General features: G+C 69.4%; 1 protein-coding gene. It reads left to right on the forward strand.

From position 1 onward, the window contains the following. Positions 1-411 precede the first annotated feature (411 nt). On the forward strand, positions 412-14,976 hold the full coding sequence (locus ACM6LU_RS33575) for a hypothetical protein (RefSeq protein ID WP_414941848.1): 14,565 nt from the start codon (positions 412-414) through the stop codon (positions 14,974-14,976).

Below are 14,976 nucleotides of genomic sequence, written 5' to 3' on the forward strand. Positions count from 1 at the left end.
GTGCGGAGCTTGATCAACAGGGGTTCAGGGACATGGCCCCGGCACACGCCCGAGTGGGGAGGATTTGGGACATTGAACGTCCGGAATCCTCCCCGCTCGGCCCCTGCAGGCACCAGCGATGCCGAGTCCGGATTGCCAAGAGCAGCGCAGACCGGCAGCTCTGCGCTCTGCCGGGACCCTGACCCTCAAGGCAGGGAAGGACTCCTTCACGCGCCGCAGCTGTGATCCATGGTGACACTGGGACGAACGTGGCGCCACTACCTGGACGCGCAAGTCCGTGAAGGCCCCCTTGAGGGACCCAGAGTCCCTTAAGGAGGCCTTCACGGACTCGCCACCACGGCAGGTGACCGAAGCGTTCAGTGAACCGTCCGCCCGGCGGCGTGCGTTGTCTCCGGTGAAACGGAGGTAGGCGTGCCCATCAAGGTTGACCGCAGCGACTTCGGCGACGTGCCCGAGTGGGCGCGGACGCTCCTCGAGGTGCTTGGCGTCTCCTGGCCCGCCGCCAACCAGCACAAGTTCCGGCGGGTGGCCCAGGAGTACGACCTGGTGACGGAACAGCTGGCCAAGCTGCCGGACGACATCGCCAGGGTCAAACGCGGGATCGACCAGAAACTGTCGATGCCCCAAGGGGGCGAGGCGTTCGACAAGAGCATGAAGCCGCTCACCGGCGGGACGCCGAACCTGCTGGGTGAACTGGCCGAGGGGACGAAGGGGATCGCCGACGGCTGCCGCAAGGTCGCGTTGGACGTCGAGTACACGAAGTTCTCCGCGATCGGCCAGCTTTTCCTGCTCGCCTATGAGATCGCGATGGAGTACGCCCTCGCGTCCGTCACCGCCGGCGCGTCACTCGCGAACCTCACCTGGCATTACGCCCTCACCCGCGGGTACCTGCTCGTCCTGTTCAAGATGCTCGTGCGGGCGATCGTGTTCGAGATGTTCATCGGGATCACCGGTGGGCTGATCATCGACGCCGCCGTGCAACGGCTGCAGCGGGAACGGACCGAATGGGACGACGAAACCACCAAGCAGACGGCGATCTCGGGTGCGATCGGCGGTCTGCTGGGCGGCGCCGTCGGCGAACTGGGGGAGCGGCTGGGCCGCAAGGTCGGCGCCCTGCTGGGCAAGGACTTCGGGAAGATCGCCACCGACGACCTGCTGAAGCTGGTCAAGGATCTCAAGCTGCCGGGCGGGGACGAACTCGCCGACAACTGGGTGCGCGACCTCGGCCGCACGTTGACCGATCGGGCGGGTAAACAGCTCACCGATCCGGCGACCGCGTTCACGAAGCGGGCGATCGAGGGCTTCAGCGACGAGGTGGCCGACCGCTTCGGCACCGCGTTCGGCAAGACCCTCGGCGACGACGCGGCCCGGCAACTCGGCCGGGACTACGCGCGCACGTTCGTGGACAACTGGGGCAAGCGCGGACTGGACGGAACCGGGGCGTTCGGTGACAGCCTGCGCCGGGCGCTCGACCCGCACAGCGACAAGATCGGCAAGGACGCCGTCGATCTGCTCACCGGTCACGTGCCGGAGGTGCTGTCCCGCAACGTGAATGATCGTCTTGGCGGCAACCTCGCGGCCAGGGCGGCCGAATTCAGCACCACTTTCCTCTTCGAAGGCGTCTCCGGGGTGATGAGCCAGGCGACGATGGCGGCGCTCAACGGCGAGTCCGTGTCTGCGGCGGAGTACGGAATGGGGTTCGTCGGCGGCGTGGTCGGCGGCGCCGTGAGCCACAAACTCGAAGGGATCGGGGAACGAGGACTCGACGCGGCGATCACGTCGATGAAGGAGAAGTTCGGCGGCGTGGGGTCGCTCGGCGACCTCTCGGCGAGTACGACGCTCGACACCAAGAGCGGGACGGATCCGGCCACGGTGACGGCGCCTGCCACGGCGACCACCGGAACGACCGGCGCTGCCACCACTTCGGACGTCAAGTCCACTTCGGACACCAGAACTTCCGCCGGTACCAAGGTGTCAACGGAGACGAAGTCCACTTCGGACAGTAAGGTCGCCAAGCCGGAGTCGGACGTCAAGCCAGCCAAGACGGCCGCGGAGGCCAAACAGCCGGATGCGAAGACCGTGCGCACTACCTCCGACAGCGGGAGTCCAGCGGACGAAGAACGTCCGCGCACCCGGCCCTCGCCACTGCGCACCACTTCCACCGAGGAGACGGCGGCGCCGCAGGCACCCGCCCAGACCGAGTCGAGTGCGGTCGAAGCGGAGACGGCCGAGACTGTCACCACCGACCAGGTCGCCGAAGTCGAGGCCCCCGAGGCGCAAACGGAAGCCCCCGAGCCCGAAGCCGAGCCCGAGCCCCTCGCGCCCGTCGCTCAGCCGGAAGCCGTCGCTCAGCCGGACGAGCAGGTTCTCGTGCTCGCGGATCTGCCGCCGTTCCTCGCCGACGGCCAGGCACTCGGTTCCGCGCCGGTGCTCGCCGTGGAGGGCGTCGAGGAACTGCGGGACGAACTCGGCAGGCTGCTGCCCGGAGTCACCCCCGATCGCCTCGACGCGATCGGGGACGCCGTCCGCGACGATTTCGAATCCACCCTGAGCGGCCTGCATTTCCCGCTTCGCACGGCGGAAGGCTGGCGTGAGGTCACGATCCGGGCCGCCTTCCGCGGCGACGTGACGAGTGAGCCGAAGGAAAAGACCAAGGCGGACCTCACCGTCCAGTCGGGCATCACGAACTCGGAGAACATGACCGTTCTCCACGCCGGTGACGTCGGGATGGCAGGCACCGTGCAGGCACCGGTCGGTCCGTACGGCACCGTGGGCGGCAAGGTGGCGCTGGCGGCGCCGGGCGTGGCACAGACCGTCACCGTGTCCACTTCGGACCAGCGTGCGATCCGCTCCGGCGAAGGTTCCCGCCGCGTGGTCAGGAACGTGGAGTTCACCCTCAGCGTGCACGACCAGGACGGTGCCGAGGTCGACGGCCCGGCCGAGCCGGTTCCGGGCAGTGTCACGCTGCGCCTTCCGGACGACCTGGTGGGGATCACCCCGCCGTCCGGAGTGACCGCGACGAACCTGGAGCCCAGGGCTGGTCGCGGACTACGGAACCCGGTGCCCGAGGCGGTCACCGGTCTCGGCGACGTGTTCACCGACACCGCCGGTCTGCTGCACGGTTCGGTGACCGCGCTGGACGCTCCCGGCCGGGAGGCGTTGCGCGCGTTCCTCGGCACCGCGAGCGTCAGGGAACACTTCGGCGCCATGCTGGAAGGCTGGGTGACTTCACCCGCGCTGCTCAGCTCGGACGGCGACAGGGTGGGCGCGGTCCGGATGAAGGCCGTCCTGGCCAGGGCCGAACTCGTCGGCCCGACGACCGGGACCCAGTTGCGGCTGCACGAATCGGCGACCACCGGGTCGGCCGTTTCGGCCTCCACCAAGCGCGGGTTCGACGCCTCGGCGGCGGTCGGTGGCGGCGGCACTGTCGGCGGAGCACGGGTCGCCGCCGGGGTCGGTGGCGGCTTCTCCTCAAGGACAGGGGACACCACCGCGTCCGGCCGGTCGTCGACCACGAAGGCGGGGATCCAGCTCAAGAGCGACATCGGTCTCTACCGGTTCGACGCCGAAATCGTGGTGCAGGCCTTGGACGGCAGGGAAACGCCGTCCGTCACGGCGACGGTCTACGCCAGGGTGGGGATGGCGGAAGCCGTCGCACAGGGCCTGCCGGTGCCGGCGGGCACCGGCACCGGCATCACCCCACCGGACAAGGCGAAGTTCCAGCCCGCGCACCTCGCCGCGGGGCTCGCGGCGGGCAACGTGCGGGTGGGCCGGTTCGAGGGCGCGGACGGCGTGTCGGCCGAGATCCGCGCCAGGCTCGCGGAAGTCGCCCGGTACGCGGATCTCCTGCCGGGCTGGGACGGGCACGACGTGAACGCGGCACAGACGCTGGAGATGCTGGCCAACGAGCGCCGACTGCAGGCCGCGCTGTCGCCGTTGGCGTTGCGCAACCGCATGGACGCGTTGCTGGGGGCGGGGGTGTCGGTGACCCTCAACCGCCAGGGTGACTTCCGGCAGGACCGCGTCACCATCACCGTCCGGCTGGAACAGAAGTCGGCCGAGCACCGCGGCCAGGTCAAGGACCGCGTGGTCCGCAACGCCACGACGACCAGTCCGGCGCTGGGCGCGTCGTCCTCGTCCGCCAAGGGCTGGTCGGTCGGCCCGGAGGGCAAGGTGACCGTCGGAGCCGGGATCGTGGCGGCCACGCTGGGCATCGTGCCGACGTTCGCCGCGAAGTACGGCCGCGCCACCACCACCCGGACCGGAGGGGGTCCGACGGTCGATTCGACCTACCTGAACATCGGCAGCCCCGACTCGCAGGTCTTCGAGCACACGGGCCGCTTCGTCGTTTCCATCACCGCGTATTCCCGGGCCCGCGAGGTGGCCCGGAAGACACTGCCCGGGCTCCCCGGAACTCAGGTGCCGCATGTCCGTCCTCTTTGGACCACACCTGACGAGGACCAAGGCCCGTACCGGCTTCCGGTGACCTACACGTTGCTGACATCGGACAGTGTGACCCTGCCCGCCGACCCCGGAAGGTTCGCGCCCGGCGCGCCGAGGGTCCGCACGCTGGACCCGCCGCGGTCGATCATCGGGCATTTCCAGGCCCTCGCGCCGCCGGACGTCGGCGAGTGGGTCGGGGTCGAGGCCATCGCGCACACCGGCCACGTCAGCGAAGCGGCCATGGCGGCGCTGGTGGAGGCGTCGGACGGCGACCAGGCGCTCACCCTGCCCGGCAGCGACGCATGGGCAAGCGTCCAGACGATGCTGAGCACCGAGAACATCAAGGCGGCCCTGAGTTCGTTCACCCATGGGACGCTGAGCACCGAACTCGTCTATCCCCGGCGGTTGGCCGACAGGGTGGGCAGGATCGGCGTCGTCGCCCGGTTGAGCAACCCCGTCTTCGTCCGAGTCGCCGATGACGCCGGCGCGGAACGCTCCACCGCGGGCGGCTACCGGTTCGAGAGCGGCAAGAGCAAGAGCAGCGGACCGGCGGTCACCGCCGGGGTCGCGATCACCGGCGCGGCGAACGACGATCCCGCGAGTTCCGGCACCGGTGGGGTGACCGGGAAACCGTGGGCGAAGACGACCACCAAGGGCGAGGGTCTCGACATTTCCGCGAGCGTCGACCGCAACGTCACCACGGCGGCCGGTACGCCGAGGGTGCTGGCAAGGTTCGACATCGCCTTCACAGTGCTCGCCGAGGCGCGGCAGCAGACCGTCGTGGTACGTCCCGAAGCCCGCGGCGCGGCTCGTTTCGTAGACCTTCCCGGCGCCGCTTTCGTCTGGCTCACCGAGGACCAGGCCCGCCGCTACGGCCTGTTGCCCGCCGAACCGAGGGAGACCCGGAAGCGGCCCGAGCGGCTTGCCGCGCCCACGACGCTGCCGCCGTTTCGACCAGGGGCGCTGGGACTGGGCGCGATCGAGCGCCTGCCCGACCTGTCCGATCTGGTGCCGGAGTTGACCGCGCGGCTGTCCCGGCACGACGTGCCGTTGCTGCCCGGCAGGTTCCTGGACGACGCGATGAACAACTGGGCTCGGTTGACCGACCTGGTCTCGCCGGATGGTGTGCAGGCGTTGGTGGACAGTGCCCTCGACGGCGGCATCCCCTTGCAGGCGCATTTGCCGAAGCTGTTCACCGACCGCGGTTTCCAGGTGCTGCTGACCGCGCGCGTCGTTGGCGAACCGGCTTTCCGCGAGGTCGTCAACGACGGCCGGACCATCGAGCACAGCACCGCCCGCGCGATCCGGACCACCCGGACGGAGGGCACGGCCAAGTCGTGGTCGGCGGCACTGCGGCTCGGCGGCCAGGAGAAGTTCTCCGGCGGCGCGACGGCGACCTCGGTCGGCGGTGCCGTCACCGACGGCGTCGGCGTCACCAAGACGACCAGCGTCAACGAGGTCACCAGCAGGCAGGACACGCGGTTGCGGACGGGCACCGGGCCCGCCGCGCTGTTCGACGTCCCGATCCAGTTCACCCTCGAGGTGCGGCGTGACGGCAGGTTCGTCGCCGCCGGGAACACCGGCAAGAAGAACCTCGCCATCCGGCTGCTGGCCGACAACCTGACGCCGGGCGCGGGCGCCTTCGAGAAGTCCGGCCCGGCCAGGTTGTCACGGCGGGACGCCCTCCCCGGCGAGTTGCGGACCTGGCGCCGTGGCGGCGTGGCGAAGCTGCCGGAAACGGCGTCGGTGGAGTCCGTGCGCGCCGCCGCGCGGTTGCGTGAGGTCGTGCGGGACACGCTCACCCTCGCCGGGGCGGACAGCGGTATCACCGGCTACGGCACCGGCACGATCAACGCCCTCTGGTCCGCCCTGAGTCCTCAAGTGCTGCAGGCGTTCCTGCCGTCGATGACGAGTGAAAGCCTTCCCGTGCCCGCTCTCCGGGAAGCGGCCGTGCTACGGGGCAAACGGGCGGACGTCGAGGTGCACGCCCGCCTCACCACACCTCGCCTGGTCGCGTTGAGCGACGGCGTCAACCTGGAGAGCCCGGCGAACGCGACGACGGCGCGTTCGGCGGAACGCAAGACGGCCGAGGTCGGTGAAGTGACCGTCGGCGGGCCTTCGGTCGTGCCCGTCAAGGAGTCGGCCAACATCGGCGGCCTGTTCAGCGGCGCCGAGACACGCTGGGCCGACGAGCCGGCCGTCGCGACGACCGACGGCACGACCGTGTCCGCCGCCGCGAACCTGAAACCGGCGGGACGCACCGCGCTGGTCCGGTTCGACGTGGACTACCGGATCGTGGTCAAGGTCGGCGGCCGCACCGAGGTCGTAGACCTCGCGCTGCCCGCCTCGGCGGACGTGCGGATGCCGGTCGGCGATCTGACGGACGTCACCGGCCAGAAGGTTTCGCGTCTGCTGAAGGCACGACAGGGACGGGTCGCCCGGACGGCGAAGTCGTGGCGCGAGGCCGAGGTCGGCGCCCAGCGGCACCGCCTCCAGGCCCATGCGCTGATCCGGGAACTGGGTGTCGGCATCGACTGGCCCGCCACGGTCGCCGCGGCACGAGCCGAGCGGCCGGGCAGGCTCGAAGAGCGGCACCACAAGTACGCGCGCCGAACCGAACAAGCCTTGCGGGAGGCCGAAAACCTCGCCGAGGCGGCGCGGACCCGGCTCGAACTCGTGCGCTCCGCCACCGACGCGCTGCAAGCCGATCTGGAGGCCATGGCGGACGATGTCGACGATCTCGCCCGTGAAGCCGTCGAAGAGGCCGAGGTCCAGCGCGCCGCCGCGACCGACGAGGTGGCCAGGACCCAAGCGGTACTGCAGGCCGCGTGGCTGGACCTCACCGAGTCCAAACAGGACGCGTGGTGGCTGGCGAAAGGCGCGCTGGACGCCGAATTCACCCGGCTGGCGGCACAGCCGGGCTCGCCGGAAGACGAGGCGTGGCGCCACAGCCGGGCCACCGACGCACCCTGGTTCACCGTGGCGGAGCCGCTCGACCCGGCGAAGTGGGAGCCGCTGCGGGCGGAGACGCCGAGGCGGGCGGTGGCCACCGAGACCGCCGACGTGCTCACCACCCTGCGCACCGGGCCGGACAAGCGCTACGACGGCGTGATCCGGTACGGCGTCAGCAGATTCAAGGTCGGCGACCGCCATGTCACCGAATTCACCGTGCCGATCAACCTCGTGCCAGGCCCTGGCGTCACCGGCGAGCAGCTCACGGCCTTGCGCGAACGGGCACGGGCGGGTATCGAAACCCTGATCAACAAACGCCACGGCCTGCCGAACGGCGACCAGTTGCACGTCCGGGTCGAGTTCACCGAAGACAGGCTGACCGGCGAGAACGGCGAACCCGGGTACCGCGCGTACGACGTGGTCGCCCGCGACGACGAGCGCACGACACAGACCACCTGGCGACCGGACGCCACACCGGAAGAGCTGGCCCACGAACTGCTCCACTACCTCGGCGCGCCCGACGAGGAGCACGACCAGGATCGGGTGTTCCTGAGCAAGGAAGACGACGGCACGACGGGTGTCGTCACCGGCGACGGCGGCATCATGGGCGCCGACGTGGTCGAACCGGGACAGGCCCCGCGGTTGCTGCCCCGGCACGCCTGGCAGATCCAGCACGTCCTGGAAAGCCAGCTCGGATCGGGCCACCGGCTCACCGACCCCGGCCAGGACGACCTGCCGGGAGTCCCGCCGTCCTTGCTCACCGACGTCCAGCGGACCGCCATGACCAGGGAGCGGCGGGAGGTCTTCGCGGTCGGTGGTGACACGGTGTCGTCGAACCTGATCGAGGCGATCGCCAGGACGGTGGCTCCCGATTCGCCTTCGCGCCAGGCGGAACTGCGGGAACTGGGCGTTTCGCTGCCGCACGCGACCCCGGAGGAGGTCGCGCACGCGCTGGGCGTCCGGCTGCGGATGCTGACCGAGGGTGGGACGACCGTCCGCCTCGGCCCCTCCCGCGGTGAAACGGCGCGTGTGGTCCTCTCGTCCTCAGGCGACTTCCTGGCGACCCACCGCGTCCCGGAGGCCGCCGAGACGCGGCCGCCGACGAGGCGCGCTCCGGTGGACCACACGTTCGGCGAGTCCGACGGCGGTGGCCAGGCCGAGAACGCCGACCCCGGCATCGACGATTACACGTCCCGTTACGAGGCCGTCTTCGCCGGGTTGCCGAACCTGGTGAGCGCCGACGACGGCGCTCGGCTCGGAGAGCTGTCACGGATCGCTGAAGGCGGGCGGCTCGAAAACCACGTCGAGGCGGTGCTCCGCTCACGCGAGATCTCCACACTGCTGGGCCGCATCGATCAGGGACTGGGGACGCTGACCGAGCCGGACATCCGGGAGAGGGTGCGGTCGCTGGTCAACGACGCGCTGCTGGTGACGTCGCTGACGCCTGCCAGGGAACGGGACTCCCGGGACAATTCCCGTTTGGGCCTGGGGACCGTGCGCGATCGCCGGGTCGTGCGGCCGGTGTCGATCGACAGGCTGCGACAGCTGCTCGGCGACCTCGCCGTGAACCTGGAAGCGGGCCGGGATCCGTTCACCGCTCTCGGATCGACGGTGCAGGGGATCGACTACCGGCCCGACCAGGAACTGCCATCCCGGCTGGCCCGCCTCGGGCTGACGAACCTCACGCCGCCGGCGCGGGCCACCCTGCAGGACGACCGGCTTTTCCAGGCACTGCTGGAAAACCCCGCCGCGATGACCGAAGCGTTGTTCGCCGCGACCGGGCACGACGAGCAGCACTTCATGAACTCCTGCGAAGCGGCGGCCACGAACTCCGAAATCCGTGGCCTGGTCCCGACCATCGCGGGTCTGCTGCTGGCGGGCCGTGGCGTCGCCACTCACGTCGAACAGCAGCTGGAGGGGATGCGGGCGGACCAGCTGACCAAGCGGGATCGGCCCTTCGGCCGGACCATCGGCGCGCTGGCGCGCGAACGGGTCGCCAAGGCCGGGCTACGGTTCGACGGCATCGAGAAGCAGGCGATGCGGCTCGCGACGGCGGCCGCCACCGATCCCGCCGCCCTTGAGGAATGGGCCGAGCTCACCACCCAGTGGGGCCGCACCCTGCAGAAACTGGCCGCGGTGGTCCGGCTCGACCGGCGCGACGGTTCTTCCGTTCCCGTGCTGACGAAGAAGATCATTCCCGGGGCTTGGGAGCTGAGCGCTCCTCTGCTGCTCCCGCTCGCCGTGGACCGGCCGATGAGGCGCGCCACCGGACTGGACGACCTCCCGTACCGCGAGAGCGTCCACCGGCATCTGGCGCCCGCCCCTCGTGAGAACTACCGCGGCAGGCTGTGGACCGAGCCGGAGGTGCCGCTCTCACCGGGGCTCGAGCCCGATCCCGGCGTGTTCTGGCAGCGGATCCGCTCCGGTAACGGCGTCCGGGTCGGCACGGAATCCCACCAGATGTTCCTCAAGGCGGCCGAAGTCGGCGGCGAGCGGATGTTCGTGCTCGGCGATCCGAAGAAGTCGAACCACGATTACCTCTCGTTCGGCGAGTTCGCTCGCTGGGCCGAGCGCAACGACATCCTGGTCGGCCGGGACGTGCTGGTGGATCGCGCCGTCGTGGTGCCTTCGAGGCCGGATCCCGCGCCGGAACCGGACGAGGCACCCGCTCCCGAAACCGGTGAGCCCGAACCGCCCGGCGGACTCGCCGTCGACGTGCTGGCCGAGGCGGAGTCGCACGACGCCGGGATCTGGCTCACCGACCCCTCGGCCGACCCGACCGCGAGGGAAGCGCAACGGAACGCGGTTCTCGCACTTCGCGGGGATCCCCGGTTCTTCACCGTGGTCGCGCACGTCGGCCCCGGTGGCGTCCCCGAATTCCGCGGACGGCCGATCACCCCGGAAGTGATGGTCGAGGTACTGGCCCGGCTCGCCGAGGACGGCGTCTGGACCGATGGCAGGACCCTGCGGTTCGTCGCGTGCGGACTCGGTTCGCCGGACGTCCATGGCTACGTCTCCACCGTGCTGCACGGACTCGCCGACGAGAACCTCGAGACCGACGCCTACGCGGGTGACACCGCGGTCTGGTCGACGCCCGGCCGGGAAAACGGGGCCACGCCGGGCGAACTGGTGGTGGCGAGCCAGGTCGGTTTCCACCGCGACGGCCGCCCGGTGGTCACGGGCGATGGCCAGTGGCTGCACTTCCGGTTCGCCGAACGCGCCGAAATCGAGGTGACGGAGCACGGCGCGTACCTGGTCGCCGGCGACGAAGACCCGCCTGTCTTCCGGAAGGCGCCGGGTGGCTTCGACGTCGTGCCCACCACCGACGGCGACCTGATCGAGAAGACCATCCCGGGCTCCCTGCCGTTCGGGACCGAGACGGTCGACGGTAGCGGCGTCGGGACCGCGGAGACCGTGCGGGCGAACCTGGCCGAGTTCGCGGAAATGGTCGCCGCTCAGCCGGTTCCGCCGCCGGTGGAGGTGCGCGGGCCGGTGGGTGATTCGCGGCTCTCGACGATCGCCAGGACGCTGCGGTCCACGCTGACCCGCAGCGTCCGGCTGTCCGTGCTCACTTCCGCCTCGGAGCGTGACGTCGTCGTTTCCACGGTCGTCCCGCACGAGGGGACCGGGGAGGCTCCCAGAGAGTTCGAGATCTATTTCGAACAGGGGAGGAAAGATTTCCCCTCGGCCGGGCGGTCCACTTTGGACGCAGCGGCGGTGCTGGTGGCGTCGGCGGTCCGCGAGGGTGACCCCACCGTGAGTGTCGTCGGGTACGGCAACGGCAGTGTCACGGACAAGGACCAGGCAAGGAGGACGGGTCAGGCGCGCGCCGAAACGGTGGCGAAGGAGTTGAGTGCCGCGATCATCGCCAAGCTGCCGACCGACGGATCAGTGAAAGTCCCCATCGTCGACCCGACGTCTCAGGGAAGTGATCTCGGCAGCGAGCCGCGGAACGACCTCGCCGCCCGGCGAGCCCGCCGTCGCGCGGTGATCTCCGTCGAGCTCAACCCTGGTCGCCCTTTGCCCACTGCGGATGAGACGCCCGTCCTCAGGCCGTCGCCTGGGAGCCGGAACCAGTCCGAAACGTCGACGAGGTCGACGGTAACCGTCAACTCCGTCGTGGTCGACGACCTCTATCCGGGCAGGATACTGCCACGGGACATCGCTTCCCCGAGACAGCGGAAGGCACTGCGCATCCACGGTGCGGAACCGCTCTTCATCGGGAACGAGGCCCCGCACATCACCTTCCGCAAAGCTGTCGCCGCAGGCCTGTCGGACCGGGCACCGCTCGAGTACAAGCGCGTCACCCGCGAACTCGACGAGTTCGCGAAGAACCATCCCGGCGACACCGACCTTGCGAGACTCGCCGACGCCGCCGGGGTTCGCGTCCACGTTCTCCGCGCCAACGGGACTTGGCGGAGCTACGGTCCGAAGACCGGGCGTCCCGTGCACCTCTTGCTCGCGGACCTCGACGGCGAGGACAACTACCTCGGCCTGCGGGAGAACGTCCACATCGGACGGCCGCACGTGAGCTACCCAGGCTCCTCGGTGCTGGTGACCGGGGACGAGCGCAAGGTCGTGCACCGCGGCGAATTCGAAATCGAGACCGTCAAGGGAAAGCACTACGTCCGCCTCTACACCGCGGTACTGGCGCCCGCCAAGCGTGCGTCGGAGTACAAGGACGTGCACCAGGAGAAGAGCGGCAAGGTCGTGCCGTTCAGCGGTCAGGGCCGTGACGGCGCGAAAGAGGTCTTCTGGGTCGGCGGCGGACGGCCGCTGCGTGCGGTGCAATGGATCTCCAAGTACGAAAAGGACGTCAACCGCGTGCCCGACGTCCAGTCGGCCCTGCGGTCGTTCCTGGTGCCGCTCGGCACCTTCCTGGCCGCCACCCGCCAGGCCACCGTCGAGTCGAGGTCCGACGGCAACAAGCTCTCGATGAACGTCGACCAGAACGGTGACACCAACCAGTTCGGACTGCGCGGCCTCGACTTCACTCGCCTGCGGGAGCGCGCCCTCGACGGCTCGCTCATCACTTACACCCACGGCGCGAACGAGAGCCTGATGCCGGAGGCCGCCGGCCGCCAGGAGGACATCGCCGACCTCTACTCGCGGCTCGGTCTCAGCCCGGACTTCAAGTCCGAAAGGCTGGGGAAGGACGTCGACCCGTGGTTCACCTGGTCGGCGGGCGACCGCAAGTACTTCCGGAACGATCCGGCCGCCCTGCGCGGTTTGGCGAAGACACTCAGCAACCACTACCACACGTGGAAGGAGTCGCCGGAAGCGTTCTTCAGCCCGGCGGCCGACGCCATCCCGGGGGTCGAGGGCGACCCGGCCGCGGACAGCCCGTTCCGCCGTGCCGAGGAGATGAACGTCTTCCTCAACACCCGCGGCCCCGGAAAGGCGGCCGTCGATCAGCTGGCCGCGAAGATCGACGAGGCCATCGATACCGTCGTCAGGGCGCAAGCCCCCGATGGAGTGCCGGTGGGGCCGTCGGAGTTCAAGGACGTCGTCCTCAATCAGATCAAGGCCAGCCTGCAGGTTCCGCAGCAGGTCCTGAACGCGGCGACGGCCGCCGTCGCGGCGAACACCGTGCGATACCAGAACCTGGAGGCACTCCGGACGGCCCTGCTCACCCATCCGCGAATCTCGCTGGAGGCGGCGAAGATCGTGGCCCAGGCTGTGGAAGCCTCCCTCGAAACACATCTCGGGCCGGAGGCGATCGAGCAGGAGTTCACCCAGCAGGTCCTCGACGTCATCCGGGAGACGGTGCGCGCCCGGTTCGAGCAGTTGCGGTCCGACTGGGGCGGGGACCTGGACGCCCTGTCGCAGGCGAAGCGCGGCTACCTCAGTGGTGCCCGCGGCGAGGCGTTCACCAAGGCGGTCATCGACGAGCTCACCGGCACCCTCGCGGCGCAATTCGCCCAACCTGACCTGACGATCTCCCGGGCCGCCTTCGCCGCACAGCTCAAGGAACAGGCCGTGCCCAAGGCCATCCGCCCGGTCACCAAGAGCAAACTGGTCGATCTCGAAGCCAAAGACTTGAAGAAGGTTTTCGACGCCAGGCTGGGGGAGGTCGCCACCGCGCTGACGAAGGAGCTCAAAAGCAAGAACGTCGCCAAACTCGCCAGTGCGGAGTCCCGGACGGCCGTCGCGAACGCGGTGGGCCCGAGGGTGCGCGAGCTGGAACTGGCCGCGAAGTCGTTCGCCAAGGTGACCCGGCAAGAAGCGGACGAGTTCATGGACCTGCTGCCGCAGTTCGCGACCCAGGCGGAGATCGGCTCCCTCGTCGCCACCGACGAACGCCGGATCAAGGCCGACTTCGACACCCGTCAGACCCGGCTCGACGGGGACCACATCGAAGGCGAGCCGTTCTCGAACGACTATGGCCGCTGGCTGACGGAACACGTCCTCGGCTTCACCTGGAAGCACGAGCCACACGTGTTCGACGCGCATCAGCGGATCGGCCGGGAGCTGACCGAGACCATCCGCGCCGAACTGCGGGCACCCCATGACCGGTCCGCCAAGACGATCCTCGACGCACTCGTCACGAACGTGGACGAGGGAGTCACCGACCCGCGGGGCGGGCTGGCCCGCAAATTCGCCGAGACGGTCAAGCCGAACGGCGGTCCTCATCGCACCGGCACCGAGACGAAACCGAACACCTTCAGCGAGCACGCCCAGATGGTGATCAACCAGTACCTCAAGATCACGCAGGGACACGAGGACGCCGGCCGGTTCGTGAAACGGGACGCGATCGTCAAGGCGATCCTGTTCCACGACATGGAGAAAGTGAACTCCAAGAACCAGTACGGCGACGCGCAGGTCCAGCACGACAAGGAACCGGAACACCGCGGCGCCCTCGAACAGATGAGACGCTACGAAGGTCTCTGGTCGGACCGCCGGGAATTCGAGCTGGTCTGCAGGTTCGTCGACTCCGACCCGTTCGGCTACTACTTCCGCGAAATCGGTGTGGACACGAAAGGCAAGAAAAAGAAGGGCGCCGAAAAGGAAGGTACGGAAAAGAAGAGCGCGGACAAGAGAGTCATGGACAAACACGGCGTCTACGGCTTCGTGCGCGATCTCGCGCACTGGGTGAAGCGACCGGACGGTACGGCGCCGAATGCCCGCGACGTACGGAATCTCTTCCGCGAATTCCACCAGTACTACCAGGCGGATTTCTCTTCTTACAGTGCCCATGCGAGGTTCGTCCACGACGATGACGACGCGGTGTGGCCGGGCTACGACAAGCTCATCGGGATGGCGGAAGCGGAGAACGTCGGGCACGTGCTGGTGCCCGGCGAGCATCGGTTCGCCTATTCCTCGGCCGATCGAGAGAGTGGAAAGCTCCCGTACGAAAAGAAGTACCGGGACCTGGCCGCCCTGTTCGACGAGGCCGTCCTCGCCGAGGAGCAGGCGAGTGCCGAGCCGGTGACGGTCACCGTGCCGGACGAAGAGGACGCTCCGCGAGAGCCAGGTGCGGGCGGGTTCGACTCCGACGCCGTATTCGACGTGCTGGTGCCGTCGCCCGGAATCGGCACCTCCGGCCTCCGCGACATCACCAGCCCCGACGACGACGCGTGA

This window comes from Amycolatopsis sp. cmx-11-51, from assembly GCF_047608665.1.
GTDB lineage: Bacteria > Actinomycetota > Actinomycetes > Mycobacteriales > Pseudonocardiaceae > Amycolatopsis.